This is a genomic window from Paenibacillus sp. GCM10027626 (assembly GCF_042676285.1).
Classification (GTDB): Bacteria; Bacillota; Bacilli; order Paenibacillales; family Paenibacillaceae; genus Paenibacillus_Z.
This window is the reverse complement of record NZ_JBHTHC010000023.1, coordinates 64,569-78,891: the sequence shown is the minus strand read 5'-3', so window position 1 is coordinate 78,891 and position 14,323 is coordinate 64,569. Positions and strand designations below refer to the sequence as shown.

At 49.5% G+C, this 14,323-nt stretch carries 12 protein-coding genes; 4 read left to right on the top strand and 8 right to left on the bottom strand.

The window, feature by feature from the left end:
* Nucleotides 1-163: 163 nt before the first annotated feature.
* Nucleotides 164-1,498 (bottom strand): 6-phospho-beta-glucosidase, encoded by a 1,335-nt coding sequence (locus ACFQ0N_RS31115; RefSeq protein ID WP_379333847.1) that lies wholly within the window; start codon nucleotides 1,496-1,498, stop codon nucleotides 164-166.
* Nucleotides 1,488-2,474, bottom strand: a complete 987-nt coding sequence (locus tag ACFQ0N_RS31110; RefSeq protein WP_379333845.1) for an N-acetylglucosamine kinase — start codon at nucleotides 2,472-2,474, stop codon at nucleotides 1,488-1,490. Before ACFQ0N_RS31110 ends, ACFQ0N_RS31115 begins: the two co-directional genes overlap by 11 nt.
* Nucleotides 2,475-2,710: 236 nt before the next feature.
* Between ACFQ0N_RS31110 and ACFQ0N_RS31105 the strand changes: the two genes are divergently transcribed.
* A complete protein-coding gene (locus ACFQ0N_RS31105) occupies nucleotides 2,711-3,424 on the top strand; it encodes a GntR family transcriptional regulator (protein ID WP_379333843.1) in 714 nt (237 codons plus the stop codon).
* A gap of 131 nt (nucleotides 3,425-3,555) precedes the next feature.
* On the opposite strand, the gene ACFQ0N_RS31100 is transcribed toward ACFQ0N_RS31105, so the two are convergent.
* Complete coding sequence (locus ACFQ0N_RS31100; RefSeq protein ID WP_379333841.1) at nucleotides 3,556-6,117, bottom strand: hypothetical protein; 2,562 nt, start codon at nucleotides 6,115-6,117, stop codon at nucleotides 3,556-3,558.
* Between the two features lie 18 nt (nucleotides 6,118-6,135).
* Nucleotides 6,136-7,929 carry an S-layer homology domain-containing protein gene (locus ACFQ0N_RS31095; protein WP_379333839.1) on the bottom strand — a complete coding sequence of 598 codons (1,794 nt, stop codon included), beginning with the start codon at nucleotides 7,927-7,929 and terminating at the stop codon, nucleotides 6,136-6,138.
* Nucleotides 7,930-8,481: 552 nt separating this feature from the next.
* Here ACFQ0N_RS31095 and ACFQ0N_RS31090 point away from each other — a divergent pair.
* The 3 genes from ACFQ0N_RS31090 to ACFQ0N_RS31080 are packed head-to-tail and all read left to right on the top strand — an operon-like array spanning nucleotide 8,482 to nucleotide 11,687.
* Nucleotides 8,482-9,816, top strand: a complete 1,335-nt coding sequence (locus ACFQ0N_RS31090) for an ABC transporter substrate-binding protein (protein WP_379333837.1) — start codon at nucleotides 8,482-8,484, stop codon at nucleotides 9,814-9,816.
* 57 nt (nucleotides 9,817-9,873) lie between these two features.
* Nucleotides 9,874-10,755, top strand: a complete 882-nt coding sequence (locus tag ACFQ0N_RS31085; protein WP_379333835.1) for a carbohydrate ABC transporter permease — start codon at nucleotides 9,874-9,876, stop codon at nucleotides 10,753-10,755.
* Nucleotides 10,756-10,808: 53 nt separating this feature from the next.
* A complete protein-coding gene (locus tag ACFQ0N_RS31080) occupies nucleotides 10,809-11,687 on the top strand; it encodes a carbohydrate ABC transporter permease (protein WP_379333833.1) in 879 nt (292 codons plus the stop codon).
* Between the two features lie 170 nt (nucleotides 11,688-11,857).
* Here the strand turns inward: ACFQ0N_RS31080 and ACFQ0N_RS31075 are convergent, their stop codons facing one another.
* From ACFQ0N_RS31075 to ACFQ0N_RS31060, 4 genes are all read right to left on the bottom strand, one after another.
* Entirely contained in the window at nucleotides 11,858-12,376 is a 519-nt protein-coding gene (locus ACFQ0N_RS31075) for a phosphotransferase-like protein (protein ID WP_379333831.1), read from the bottom strand.
* A gap of 176 nt (nucleotides 12,377-12,552) precedes the next feature.
* Nucleotides 12,553-13,482 carry an aminoglycoside phosphotransferase family protein gene (locus tag ACFQ0N_RS31070; protein ID WP_379333829.1) on the bottom strand — a complete coding sequence of 310 codons (930 nt, stop codon included), beginning with the start codon at nucleotides 13,480-13,482 and terminating at the stop codon, nucleotides 12,553-12,555.
* Nucleotides 13,483-13,585: 103 nt separating this feature from the next.
* Nucleotides 13,586-13,972 carry a VOC family protein gene (locus ACFQ0N_RS31065; protein ID WP_379333827.1) on the bottom strand — a complete coding sequence of 129 codons (387 nt, stop codon included), beginning with the start codon at nucleotides 13,970-13,972 and terminating at the stop codon, nucleotides 13,586-13,588.
* A gap of 41 nt (nucleotides 13,973-14,013) precedes the next feature.
* Entirely contained in the window at nucleotides 14,014-14,157 is a 144-nt protein-coding gene (locus ACFQ0N_RS31060; RefSeq protein WP_379333825.1) for a hypothetical protein, read from the bottom strand.
* Between the last annotated feature and the right edge of the window lie 166 nt (nucleotides 14,158-14,323).

Below are 14,323 nucleotides of genomic sequence, written 5' to 3'. Positions count from 1 at the left end.
TTTATAGTGATGGACACTAAGGTGATGGAGCAAAAAAATGCACCCCCCAGAATTTCATCGGATTAACCAGAGGTTGATTCCAATGTCATTCTAAGGGGTGCAACTGCCCGCCAATCATTACCGAAGGGAGGGGGTAATTTGTTTACCGAATTGACAATTCCGTTTATATGCTGCTCTCGGCTGTGCTGAACTGCGGCAAATAATCCGCATTTGCACGGAGAATCTCTTCCAGTACCGCCTTTGCCACCTGCTCGTCACCAACCAGCGGATGTACGGTTAGCGCTTGCAGGGCGGCGCGATAATCGCCATGCACGGCAGCTTCTACCGTTAGTTCCTCGTAAGCCTTTACCACTTGCAGCAGCCCGCGAATTTGCGGCGGCAGCGGCTTGCTTAGCGCCAAAGGATGCGGCCCGTCGCTCTTAATCACACAATTCACTTCAATCGCGACGTCGTCGGGCAGGCAGGCGATGATGCCGTTGTTACGCACATTCACAACCTGAATGTCGCCGGTATCATTGTAGATCGATTTCATCAGTTGCACCGCCGCCTCCGAATAATAAGCTCCTCCGCGCTTCTCCAGCTGCGGTGGCTTCGACGCAAGTTCAGGCTGTTTGTACAGCTCGAACAGCTCAGCTTCCACTTCCTTCACATCATCCGCTCTTGTTCTGCCCGTCTCCCGATGTTTGATACACATTTCGCGGAACATCTCATCCTTCATGTAGTAGTACCGGTGGTAAGCGCATGGGAGCGCCCCCAATGAACGGATGAACGCCGCATCCCACTCTAAATCAGGAATATTTTTCATCGAAATGCCGCTGGCGCCTGCCACCCGCTCCAAAAAGTCCGCCGTCTGGTCTTTACCGTTAATGACGAGCCGCGTCGTCCAATTCAGATGATTAATGCCTGCCATCTCGACGAACAGCTCCGACACGTCAACGCCGTACAGCTCTGCGATTTGCATCTTGGTACTGATTGGCAGATTGCACAAGCCGACGCTGCGAATACTGGAATATTTCGAGACCGCTTCCGTTACAATACCGGCCGGGTTAGTGAAGTTGACCAAAAAAGCATCCGGAGCCAGTTCCTCCATCTCGCGGCAAATGTCAAGAATGACGGGAATCGTACGCAGCGCTTTGGCAAAACCGCCCGCACCTGTCGTCTCCTGGCCGATTAGCTGATACGACAGCGGGATCTTTTCGTCCCGCGAACGCGCATCGAGCATACCGACCCGAATTTGCGTAGATACAAACTGGGCGCCGCGAATCGCTTCCCGGCGGTCAAGCGTAACATGCAGCTTGATAGGCTTGCCGCTTGCGGTGATCATGCGCTGTGCCAGTTCGCCAATAATACGGAGCTTTTCTTCCCCCTGCGCAACATCGGCCAGATACAGCTCGGAAACCGGAAATACGTCATGATAACGGATTAAACCTTCAATAAGCTCAGGCGTATAAGAAGAGCCTCCGCCAATAACAGCGATTTTAAGCGGTTTAGTTTTCATGCTGATCTCCCCCAAATTGTTCGTAATTCGCGATAACTTTATCCGTAACAGGAAGGCCAAGCCGGTCCATTGCCAGCAGCACCGCGCCGAAAACCGGGGCAAGCGCCGGGATGATGAACGAGCAGTCCGCATGCACCGTGCCGGCTTCTTCTTTTAGAGCATCTAACAGCAGCGGGCTGCGGCCATTTTGCAAAATGCTCCCCGTCAGTACGACCGGTACCGTTTCCCCCTTGAAGCCGCCCAGCTTGCGAATGACAGCTGCGGCCGACTTGCCGAGCTCCCGCCCCATCTCGGTCAGCAGCTGACAGGACAGCCAGTCGCCTTTCCGGGCAGCCTCATGTACAATCATTACCAGTTCCAGCGGCGCTTCGCTTATATCATCGTCCAAACAACGCTGTATCATGGCTTCCATACCGGTAAATCCCAGCCCTTCGGGCACCATCCTCACCAGTTCACTGTAAGGCTCCCTGCCATCCCATGAGCGGATCGTACGGCCAAAAGCTTGCCGGGCCAAATAATAGCCGCCTGCCCGGTCGCCGAAGAGCTCGTCGAAGCCGCCGACTTGAACGACCGTACCTTCGCGGTTTCGACCGGCCGCATTCGTATTGCTCCCGCATACGAGCACGACGCCCGTATAGTCCGGACTCCCGATGCGCAGCCCCTCCATCGTGTCGCACACAATATCCCACTGACTGACCTGGAACTGCCTGGAGATCTCCGGCTGGAGCAGTTCCAAATCAAAAGGCCGATCCGCGCCGGCCAAACCAAATTGGACGAAGGCCAGTTCTTCCTCACAAATTTCCGCCTGATGCATCGCCTGCACAAGCGCCTTTCGCATATTTGCTAGCGCCGCCGAAGCGCCAATCATCTGATGATTGCCACAGCCCGACAATCCCGACCCCATCACGACGCCATGCTCATTCGTAATGATGGCGAACGTTTTACTTCCTCCGCCATCGATTCCCGCAAGATACATGCTGATCCCCCTTTGCTGTATAACTGCACATTGCCCTTTAAATGGATAAAGTAAGATTATAGAACAACTCTTAAAATTTGTTACTACCAATATATGAATACTAATATTCATCACTTCGAATGTCAATATGTTTCCACTGAGGCGTCCACACCTTATTCCATGTTAAAAACTAACGTTTCGCTCCTAATATTGTCTATGTTATAATGAGTCCAGTCTATTGTCGGAGGGAATTTGTAATGACAAAGAGAACAAACAACTCTTTATACTTTAATATTAAGGAGCAATTACTCAAACAAATCCAATCAGGCGTCTACACAGTCGGGCAGAAGCTGCCTACGGAAGCAGCCCTTTGTGAATTATATAGCGCCAGCCGCACGACGATCCGCCTTGCCCTTAGCGAGCTGGAAGTGCAAGGCATTCTGGAGCGGATCCAGGGGAAGGGCACCTTCGTCAAGCGTAAAGAGCTTCAACTCATTCAGACACGCAGCTTCACCGAAGACGTACTGATGCAGGGAAAAGAGCCGACAAGCAAAATTATCGAGGCCAAGGTTATTCCGGCGGCAACGCCCTTGAATGAGTTTCTTCAAGTTCCGCAGGATGCCCCGGTCAGTCAGCTGCTTAGGGTCCGCTATGCCGACAATGAGCCGCTTCTTTACGAGCATACCTACATCGCCTGGAACCTGGCTCCCGGCCTTGTGAATGATTTTACAGACGGCTCGCTATTCACCTTCCTGGAGACGAAGCATAATTTGAAAGCACATCGCTCGATAGAACAGCTCAAGCCCATATTGGCCGATAAGATGGCAAAAAAGCTGCTTGGCATCAAGGAAGGCGTCCCCTGCCTGCAAGTCAAGACGTTCACCTACCTGGCGGACAATACGCCGCTTGAGTACAGTTTTGGTGTATTCCGCGGGGACTTCCCCAGCTATACTATCGAAAGACACTTCTAACTCTGAAAAGCGCCGCTGTTTAAATTGGAACCGGCCAAGCAACGATCACTGTCTGCACGTTAGATCCGGATGTGAAGAAGATCGCCCGACGTCGGCGATCTTCTTTTCTTTGGCTGGCACTTCAACGTTTTCTATTCTTGAATAATACCGAAATAGCGCCCCATCCAGTAAGGGAGTGTGAATACCGAGCCGACCTCCATTGAACCGGTGTAATAATTGTAATTCGGATTAAGACCACCGGCTTGTTCGTCCGCCGAAAACGGATTGCCGTTGTTCTTCATCGTACGCCGCTCGTCGGACGGCAATACGTAATTGGTTTGCTTCCGGCCTTTATCGCGGTCGCCTGGCTCAATATAGAAGACGTCCTGGCGGTTATACTGCACCGGATACGAAATTTGGAACTCGGGCAGCCGATACAAATAACGCACCGCCGCTTGCAAATCAATATCGGTCCGCTGAGGATGGGCCAGCTGGTAGAGGAAGGTGTAGAACGGATTTTCTTCCCGCTTCTCATTTTCAAACCATTGATCGAATGCACTTACAATCTGCCTGCGTTTTCCCGGCTCCTGCTCATGCGTGACCAGAATAAAGAGCGCGAACCATGCCAGCTCCTCATCAGAATAGTTGATGTATTGTGTCCAATCGTTATGCAGCGTCGCATTTGCATTCGTGTTATACTCCGTCACGTTGTCCCTGGTGACGACTTTATTGCCGTTGTCGTTATAGGCGTTTGTCGCTTGCCGGACGAGTCTGCGTTCGATGTATTCATTGGCCATTCCGATATAGCCCTTGCCGTTCAAGTAAGGTGCTTCCTTGCTGTATTCCCCGTCGAAAGCCTGATTGTAGGCGACTTCATATTTCGCCGAGTCTGCCGGATAGCTGGCGGCCGTTATAAAGCCGGCGGCCTTCAACACTGCCATTACTTCAAGCGCATTTAACGGGGCGTCCTCATACCCGTAGGAAAGCGCATCATTGCCCCCCGGCCCGTCAACGCCTACTTTTGATTTCCATTCTTCCTGCCGTTCCATGATCGCAGTATTGTCATTGAAATATTTGGCAAACCATTTGGACCATTGGGTCGATTTTCCTGTGGCGTCTTCAATATAATAATGATCGTCCTTCAAGATAAGCTCTGTCATCCGATGCGTCGCTTCTTCAACATAGCCCTTCAGCTGCTGCAGCTCCGGATCGGTGCTGTTTCCGATAAAGTATTTGTACGCCGCATAGAACAACGCATAATGACCGATCACTTCGTCGGAAGAGGTGTCCGCCTTGTAGACGATCTGGTTCATATCAATATGACCGTCTACGATAGCTGTAGCCGGGAACAGATCGTTGAAGAACGTTGGAATTTGTTCGTAGACCGGCACTGTCAGCTGGAATAATGGCTTGTTTCCTTCGCTGGTCGTTTTATCGTCCTTTGCCGCCGCATTATTTGTAGCCGCCGTAATGACCGGCAGCACTTGATAAACATCTTTGCCGTCAACGGTATCCACCTTGGTGCGAATATCAGTTCCCAGCTTCTGGCCGGCAGGACGCGTCAAATTCAGCTCATCGATCGCTTCCTGGCTCAAGCCGAGCCCGTTGTAGTTCATGACATCCGTCCCGCCTGAAGGGAAGAGCATGGAGCCTTTTTTCGTCATGGCATCCTTCGTGACGCGAACCAGCGAATATCCGATCGGCTGTGTACCGTCACTGCGCTTCATGCTTGGAATAATGCCGTTCGGATTAACTGCGCCCGGCCCCGTAAAATGCTGAAACCAAAAGCCGTTCTGACTTTGGTAGCCATAGACAGAGCTGCCTACTGTCTGCGCGGACGCCTCACTCGTCAGCATGTAGGAGCGCGCGGGAAAACCATTGCCCCGGCCCGACACATAGTCCAGCAGCAGCACAGCCTTTGTGGCCCGCATTGCCGCTTTTTTCGCCGCTGCAATTTCATCGCGCTGTGCCGGTGAAGGACCTGCGCCATACTGCTCCTCCAGCGCCTTGTACCTGAAAATCTCCCCAATTGCATACATACTCGTCCACAATCCGTCATTATCATCGGTTTCGGGGGTGCCGCTAAATTTCCCGGTCGGTGAATTGTAGTCCACAGCATCAAAAGCCGGGTTCGTTTCACTGAAAGTAAACGCTGTTCCCGTCACCATACCGCGCCGGTCATGGACAGGCGCGATCAGCTTTTCATACGTGAACGACTTGTCGTACAAAGTCCGTTTCGGCATGGCGATATGAGTCACGCCGCTGGCCGTGCGAACCCAAATGCCGCCTGCGCCGTCGCTTGCCAAACCGGTAACATGATCGTCCCCTCCGTACAAATAGCGGGGTCCCGCCATATACTGCACGATGTCCTTCGCGTCTTTTTCCTTAAAATAAACCCGCTGCAGACCGTTCTGCGTGCCAATCCAATAGACGCCGTCCGCATCCTTCACGACACTCGTCACATCGCCGATGACCGACAACGGCAAAAATTCAAGCGCCTTCGTATCGGTCACCCATTGAATGGTGGCAGGAATAGAGGCGGAACCCGTCTTGTAATAGGTCATTTCCTTCATTGGCGCCGCTTCCAGTTGAACGGTGCCGTATCGTGCGGACGCATCCTTCGCCGCATAAGCCGGCAGCACAGGAAGCGTGAATAAAACGGAAGCCGCCAATACGCCCGCGATCCATTTGCCTTGCTTTTTCAAGATAGACATGGAGGAGTCCCCTTTCTTTTATTGGTAAATATGTGCAACGCCGGTTTTGGTAATGGCATAAACGCCTGTGCTCCCGTCAGCAATCAGCAGCAGTACAGTATCGTCCGGCAGCTGCTTGTTCTCCTTCGTATAGCTCTTCATCGCATTATTTGCCAAGCTGATTTTCGTCACACCGCTATCCGTGCCGATCCAAAGCGTTGTACGCCCCTCGTCCAGCACAGAAGTGTTGACATTTCTAAGAGAAGCAAAAATAGACGGTTTCATATTAAATTCAGCGTTGACGAACGTGACCGCATTCGTGAAATCAGGCATGGAAGTGCCCGGACTTGCGATCGATGGCGTATATGTCGGGTCATCGAGAAAGGCAAGGTATTGCTTGACTAAGCCTTCAGCACCCGCATTCGCGAATTTGCTCCGCACATCGTCGTAGCTGAACAACCGGGTCGGCTGATCTACCGGCGGATTTGTCCCGGGATCGCCGGTACCGGGATAAAACCCGCCCGGAGTCCCTGTGCCGGAGGTCGAATCATACCCCTTAGTCACTGTTTCACCGCCGATCTTCACTTCGCCGCTGTCCAGTTTCAGCTTGCCCGGCTTCTTGGCCAGCGACACGCCCGATGCTTGAATCTCCGCCGCCGCAATGGTCCCTTCGCCTGTGACCGTCGTACTTGCGTGCGCTATGAACTGGTCGACCTTGGTTTGATCGTCCAGCGCGATTCGGCTTCCGCCTCCGCGGACCGATACCGTCAGGCTCCCGATCGTCGCCCGTTTAGCAGTCAGCGCTGCTGCCGCGTTCACATTCAGCTGCTTCACCAAGCCTGATACGCCGACTTCCTTGGCACTTTCGATATTAAAGCTTTCAATGCTGTTGTCTGTGGTATTATCTACTTGCGCCTCGGAGATCACATCGACAACCGAAACCGAGGAATTGCCGCTAAGCACAGCCCGTACGGAGGCTGAGCGATTGTTCACAACAATCCTTTCCGCTTTGACATTGTTCAGGTTAATGATGCCGCCGCCATTCACATAGATTGTGCCGCCGATATCGGCGTTCTCGATCGTTACGTCGCCTTCTCCGGCACCGGCCGTGATGTAGAGGTCCCTCGACAGACTGACAGCGGACAAAGTGGTTCCTGCCGAATTCACGACAAGATTTCTACCCGACAAATTGGAATGTGTGCCTGCCTCTGCAACCAGCTTGCCCATTACATTGTTGATCATCTTCACCGCTTCGGCCCGGGTCAGCTTCTTCTTCGGCTGGAACGCTCCCCCCGGTGTTCCTGCCAGATATCCGGCTTCCTTCATGGCGTACACGGATTCCCTGCTCCAGGCCGCAATATCCGCGTCATCTTGAAACGGCATAACCGCTTTACCCGGACCGGGAATGAAAAATACCCGGAACAAAATAAGGGCCGCCTGCTCACGCGTTAATGTATCGAGCGGAGCGATTTTACCGTTGGCATCCCCCTCCAATGCCCCGGCAGCCACCGCTTTGGCGATTTCGGGTGCGTACCAGGCGCTCGCCGGTACGTCCGGAAACGACCGGTCGCTCTTCTCCGAATAATTGAATACCCGGTTAATAAACGTAATAAACTCACTCTTCTTAACACTGTCATTAGGCTTGATCATCCCTGCCTCATTTCCCTTGAGCAGACCAAGCGCCTTCCACTGGGCAATTTCCGCTTCCGCCCATGCAGGCATTTTCTCTTCTGTTATCACCGCAGATGCTCCTGCGGAAACCGGTGACAGCGACAATGCCATGACCGATGACAAAGCAAGCGCAGTCATGCCTTGCTTCCATTTGTTCTTCATGCCTTCTCCTCCTAACATGTACGAACCTTATCTGCTGGCTTGCGCCGCAAATTTGGTCCGCTCTAAAATTGGGCTGCATGACTTTCCCCTGGCTGGCTTACAAAAAGAAAGCGGTATCAAAAGGACTGGTTTAGTTCCTTGCTTCCGCCTCACCCCCTAATTACAGTCCATCGCTTTTTGTAGTAACATTTCAAACACATTGTATTTTCAACTATAACAAATTGTCAATGCATTTTATTTGTTTATAACCATAATTTTCGATCGGCATGTCCTCTTCTTCACTGGATTGCCTGATTCGAAGCAGCCGCAAAGGCCGTAATTAATCGCTGAAATAATCGTCACTGCTGAGGATATTGCACGAATTAAAATAAGCTTAAAGAAATAGATTGACATTATGCAGGGATCATTAATAATATTAAAATAGTTGTTACTACAAATCGACAACAATGCAAATACAAGGAGAGGGAGTCCGGGGCAACGCCGTTAGTATCCGGTTTATCCGACAAATGAATGAAAACGCATGCAAACAAAAAATAAAGGGAGCGATTACCGATGAAAAAAATGACACTGGGATTGGCAGGCGTCGTACTGGCCATGGGAGTGGCGGGCTGTTCGGGAAATGCCGGCACAGGGGGCGGCAGCGGCGGTGAAGGCGGGAATACGGAGAACGCAGGCAAGGCGGCCTCCTCCGGCAAGGATCAAGCCGTGACGCTGCGAATCGCGATGGGCTCGCCCGGCGAAGGGTTGATCAAAGTGTGGGAGGATATTGGCAAGCAATTCGAGAGTCAGCATGAAAATGTTAAGGTCGAATTCACCTACCAGGATGACGACACCTACAAATTTATCGGCCTGACTAACCTGTTGAGCGGCAAAAACGCCCCCGATCTTTATTTTGAATGGGCCGGAGAACGGCTGAAGAAGAAAGTGGAGGACGGCTTTGCCGCGGATTTAACCGAGAAGCTCAAGAGCTCCGGTCTCGGGGACATGTTCGAGGAAGGCACATTCAACGGTATGGTGGTGGATGGAAAAACGTACATGATTCCGACTGCGGGTGACGTCACCAATGTAATGTTTTACAACAAAAAAATGTTCGCCGACCAAGGGCTTCAGCCGCCCGCGACTTGGGAGGAGTTTCTGGCGCTGTGTGAGAAGCTGAAAGCGGCGGGCATCACCCCAATTGTGACAGGCAATAAAGACTTGTGGCCGGCAGGCAACTGGATCGGCCATTTGCTCTCTCGCGTTGTAGGCGAACAGGCATACAGCGATGCACTGCAATTAAAGAAGCCGTTCAACTCCCCGGAATTCGTAACGGCCTACGGCTACGTACAACAGTTGTGGGATAAAGGCTATGTGAATGACAGCGCAAATGCCATTGCCGACAATGAAGGCGACATGCTGTTCTTGAACGGCCGGGCCGCGATGCATCCGATCGGGAGCTGGCTCGTTTCAATCGCTGTAGAAGAAGCGCCGGAACTGGAACTGGGTTATTTCAATCTTCCGTCTATCTCCGGCGGCAAAGGCGACCAGAACAGTGTCATCGGCGTGCTTAACGGCATGGTGATCAACAAGAACTCCAAACACATTGACGAGGCGATTGAATTTATGAAGCTGTACAGTTCCGCCGAATCATCCAAGAAGCTGACAGACGCGGGTGCGGTGCCCATTACGAAGGACGGAATCGACGAATCGGCCATGCATCCGCTGTCGCTGAGCTTGAATGAACTGATGCAGAATGCACCGACGCTCGTTTCTCCTCCCGACACAGGCTACGCCATCGAAGTGGCCAATGCGCTGAACATGGCAACCTCCCAAGTGCTTGGCGGCGTGAAGACCCCTGAAGCCGCACTGGAGGAGCTGGACAGAACTGTAGCACCGCTAAAAAAATAACAAACGCCCAAGGAGGCCGGACGGCCTCCTTGTTATACGCTTTCTGGAGGTGGGTAGATGTCCCGCAAATTTAGCTTTTCGCCTTATCTTTTTGTCGCCCCCGCCGTTCTTTTGTTCGCCTTCACGATTCTCGTTCCCATCGTGATGACCTTTGCATTCAGCTTCTACGATTGGAACGGCGTCGGCAGGATGACCTTCGTCGGCTTGGACAATTATGCTCGCGCACTTCAAGATCAGATCTATTTGAACTCCTATTGGCACATTTTAATTTACATCGTTGCGACGGTGCTGTTGGAAGTCGTCGTCGGGCTGGGCCTCGCCGGACTAATAACATTAGGCCGGAAGGGCAGCGGCTTGTTCCGGGTCGCTTTCTTCATGCCCGTCATGCTGCCGATGATCGTCGTCTCCTACCTGTGGAAGTTCGTCTATAACTCAGATTTTGGGCTTATCAACTCCGTGCTGAACGCCATCGGTCTGGAAAGCTGGACCCGCGTCTGGCTTGGAGACCCGAAGACGGCACTGATCGCCATTTGCATCGTGTCCGGTTGGGTGTATGCCGGCTTCTACATGACCATTTTCTATTCCGGCATCCAGCGGATTCCGAAGGAAGTCTACGAATCGGCTTATCTGGACGGCGCAAGTGAATGGCAGATCTTCACTAAAATCAAAATTCCGATGATCCGCGGCCTTGTGGATACCGGGATCATGCTCTGTGTACTTACCGGCTTTCAGGCCTTCGATCTGTTCTACGTCATGACGAACGGCGGGCCGTACAATACGACTGAAATCGTTACGACCTATCTCGTAAAAGTTGTGTTCACGAATATGAGCATCGGCTATGGCTCCGCCTTGGCAGTCTTGATGACATTAGTCATTGCTCTGATCGGTCTGATTACGAACAAGCTGCAGCGGAAAGATTCCGGAAAGCTGGAGTATTAGCAGATCAAATCACGCAAGCTTATTTTACATTTTTTAGAAAAGAGGTGCCGTTCATGGCGACCGCAGCCTGGAATATCGGCGACCGCAACAGCGGCAAGGGGCCAAACCTCGGACGCAAGCGTTTCTCCCATTTCTTTTACTACTTTTTTACAATCGCCATCTCCTGCGTCTTCTTCTATCCGATGGTCTGGCTTGTGCTTTCTTCCTTTCGTGAGAATCGGGAAATTTTCACAACACCATTCGCCCTGCCAAGCAAAATCAACCTGCAAAATTGGGCTGAAGCCTGGAATGTCGGCAATATGAGCACCTACGCCAAAAATAGCGTTATCGTAACCTCTATTACGATTGTCTTCATTTTGCTGTTTGCCAGCCTCGCGGCTTTTGCGTTCAGCAAGATGCGTTTTAAGGGGAGCCAGCTGTTGATGCTGCTTTTTGTGTTTGGCCTGTTTATGCCGCTGCAATCGTTCTTTATTGCGCAAAGCTACATTTTTGAACAGTTGAATTTGAAGGATAGCTATATGGGCCTCATCCTGCCGTATATTGGCGTGGGGCTGCCGCTGGCCATCTTCCTGCTAAAGGCTTACCTTGACTCTGTGCCCAAGGAATTGATGGAGGCGGCCCGTATAGACGGATGTGGAGATCTTGTCTTGTTTTCCCGTATTATATTTCCGCTGCTTATCCCCAGCATGGCGACGGTCGGGATCTTCTCAGCTTTAAATACGTGGAATGAGCTGCTGCTCGCGATGCTGTACATCCAGAATGACGAGCTTAAAACGATACCGGTCGGACTAATCGCTTTCTCCAGTCGCTACATGACCGACTACAAGCTGCTGTTCGCAGCGCTGGCTATCATTACCATTCCGATGATTTTGCTTTATGTGTTCTTCCACCGGTATATTGTCGACGGTTTAACAGAGGGAGCGCTGAAGTAAAAGCTGCGAATGCTTTTTTACCAGATACACCCAGAATAGACGTCTCTTGGGCAAATTTGCACGAGCAGCCCGAGAGACGTCTTTTTTGCTATCCATATGCATTTGATGTTTCAAACCGGCCTTCATATTTTCAGGGGAATACCCCATTGTTCTTGTAGGTACTTACTAGGTCAGTCCTTTCCGAATAACTTCTTTAGGATCAATTCCGCGCATTCCTCTGGAGTATTGAGATGCGTGTTGACAGTACAATTATATGGTATATCTTTTGCCATTATTTTATTTTGCCAATCTGATTGATCTTCAGCTCTATCTCCACGTTCAATATTTCTTTGGCGGCAAATTTCCAAAGGGCAAAATACTTCAACAATATATAGTGGGTATCCAGAAAAAATGTCCTTCACTTTATCATAGTGAGGTTTAAGCTCAGGCCTTTCTACCATAATGCCGTCAATCAGTACATTTTTACCGTGATCTGAAAATAGTCGGGCAGTATGATACATCATCATAATAGCATCACTTAAATACTTCCAATAATCTTCACGAAGATAACGTTCGCCTATCATTTCTTCAAAAAGGTCATTGGCAACAACATAATAAAATTCATCCGACTTTAACTGAATTGCGTCTACTATAGATGTTTTCCCCGAACTGGTTATACCGTTTAAAAATAAAATTTTTCCTCTGTCCATCTCTCATCTCCTATTCGTTCAATATAAGAAAAGTTTAACAGTTTCTACTAATAAGCAGAATTGAGAAAACAATTATAATTGAACTATGCTGCCCGGTAGCTTAAAAACGAACAGGCGCCGCGGCGCTTAATGGCCAATGTTCCTGCCTAAGTACCCGGTTAAAGAGTTGAGTGATATTAACTGTACCATTTAGGCACAATTAACTTAAAGTCGTCGTGGTCATCCATAACCTTGTGTACCTTTATTAACATTGAATCTAACTCATCTGGTTTTACCTTCAAGACCCATACGACAGATGAGATAAGAGTCATGGATAAATAGAGAGAATACAGTTGCCAAAACTCTTCGTTAGGTTCAATGTGATTATTGTATCCCCGAATTTGACCAACAGAAAAAGGGACACTAACTTCCGAACTGAAAATACCGACTTTTACAAATTCGTGAATAGGATCTCCCCAGTCGTACCTATTGAAATCAATGATACCTGATAGGTGCCCATCCTTAACGATAAGATTTCCAACGTGGTAATCATCATGTTGAAAAATATTGGGTCTACCTTTCATTAAGTGGATCTTTTCATCAATAAAGGATAACAACCTCACATCGTTATTTATCGAAACTCCGCATTTAGCATACTCCATTCGGTATCGATGATGCTTGGCGAGTATTCTCTCATCCCAGGGCTTAATATTATCAGGACAGATAACCCGATGAATCTTCTTTAATTCTAATCCCGATTGAACTCCTACCTTGAACTGCTCTTCTTCCGTTAAAAGTAGTAGCTCTTCTGATGCTTCATTCCCCTCAATAAATGAGACAATCATGTAACCAAGGTTTTGTTCAGATAGAACCCCAATTTCAATAGGTCTAGAGCATTTCACATCATGCTTTTCCATCATCTTGAGTCTGCTGAATTCTAATCTCTTGTCTTTATCTTGATCGATGCTGTAGGTTCTTAATATGTATTGAGGGTCGCCATTGCTGTCATGTACGATGTATTTTCCATCACTTGAGTACCCCTTGTGTATTCGTTCAAGCTTGGTACTGTTACATAGGAGAGGAATCCAATTACGGAACTGTTCATTTTCATTCATGGCATCAATCACGGTTATCCCTTCTTTAGCTAACTATTGTTCCCCTATTAACGTGAAGATGTCCCAACTACCATGTCCAAGTAATTTCTTAAACCATCTTTGGCGTTTGGTCACATTACAATGATGCCGCGTGTTGATGAACATCAAACATATTCCTGAACGGGTCGTAAAATGTGAAGAACTTACCAATACTACCTTCATCTATGATCTTCCCTACTTCGGCACCAAGTTCTAATAAGTAATTATGAAATCCTTCAATGTTCTTTACCTTGAACCCTATTGTATAATGGTCTTCGCCGTTAACAAGGAACGTGGAAGTGGTGGTATCATTTGTCTTCACTAAAAATAAGCTTGGCCCCATTGTGAAATCAACATATGCCCGTTCATTATTTCTGAATCCAAGCTTTGCTCCAAGTTTGTTACAGTACCAGTCTATTGCCTGTTCTAGATCTGAAACTGGAATTTCAGTGTATTCAATGCCCTCAATAAATTGTTGAATCATATAATTCAATCCTTTACGGTAAGTTAGGATGTCCAGAGCTTTTACCAGTTCCAGGAATACTCCATCTCCCTAAATCCAATATCCCATAGTTTTTCATTTCCCTCAAGGGTTATCGTAAGCTCATTTGCCCGTTCGAGATAAATTATGAGCATATCCGGCTCGTGGCGCTGATCTTCTGCAGACACGGACAGGAACTCCTGTCCATCGACGGAAACATTTAGGCTTCCATGAAAATCCTACTGCGGTATCTCTCCGCGTTCCAATATTTCAAAAGTTAGCCTGTTTACAAGATAACTAGCCACTTGGCCTACGTACCTGTGAGAATTGGTTAATTCGCAGGATTCCACTAAA

Excerpts from the sequence above, each read along its gene's own strand:
- ACFQ0N_RS31100 (WP_379333841.1), bottom strand. The coding sequence starts at position 6,117 with ATGTCTATCTTGAAAAAGCAAGGCAAATGGATCGCGGGCGTATTGGCG.
- ACFQ0N_RS31075 (WP_379333831.1), bottom strand. The coding sequence starts at position 12,376 with ATGGACAGAGGAAAAATTTTATTTTTAAACGGTATAACCAGTTCGGGG.
- ACFQ0N_RS31115 (WP_379333847.1), bottom strand. The coding sequence starts at position 1,498 with ATGAAAACTAAACCGCTTAAAATCGCTGTTATTGGCGGAGGCTCTTCT.
- ACFQ0N_RS31085 (WP_379333835.1), top strand. The coding sequence starts at position 9,874 with ATGTCCCGCAAATTTAGCTTTTCGCCTTATCTTTTTGTCGCCCCCGCC.
- ACFQ0N_RS31105 (WP_379333843.1), top strand. The coding sequence starts at position 2,711 with ATGACAAAGAGAACAAACAACTCTTTATACTTTAATATTAAGGAGCAA.
- ACFQ0N_RS31090 (WP_379333837.1), top strand. The coding sequence starts at position 8,482 with ATGAAAAAAATGACACTGGGATTGGCAGGCGTCGTACTGGCCATGGGA.
- ACFQ0N_RS31080 (WP_379333833.1), top strand. The coding sequence starts at position 10,809 with ATGGCGACCGCAGCCTGGAATATCGGCGACCGCAACAGCGGCAAGGGG.
- ACFQ0N_RS31065 (WP_379333827.1), bottom strand. The coding sequence starts at position 13,972 with ATGATTCAACAATTTATTGAGGGCATTGAATACACTGAAATTCCAGTT.
- ACFQ0N_RS31095 (WP_379333839.1), bottom strand. The coding sequence starts at position 7,929 with ATGAAGAACAAATGGAAGCAAGGCATGACTGCGCTTGCTTTGTCATCG.
- ACFQ0N_RS31110 (WP_379333845.1), bottom strand. The coding sequence starts at position 2,474 with ATGTATCTTGCGGGAATCGATGGCGGAGGAAGTAAAACGTTCGCCATC.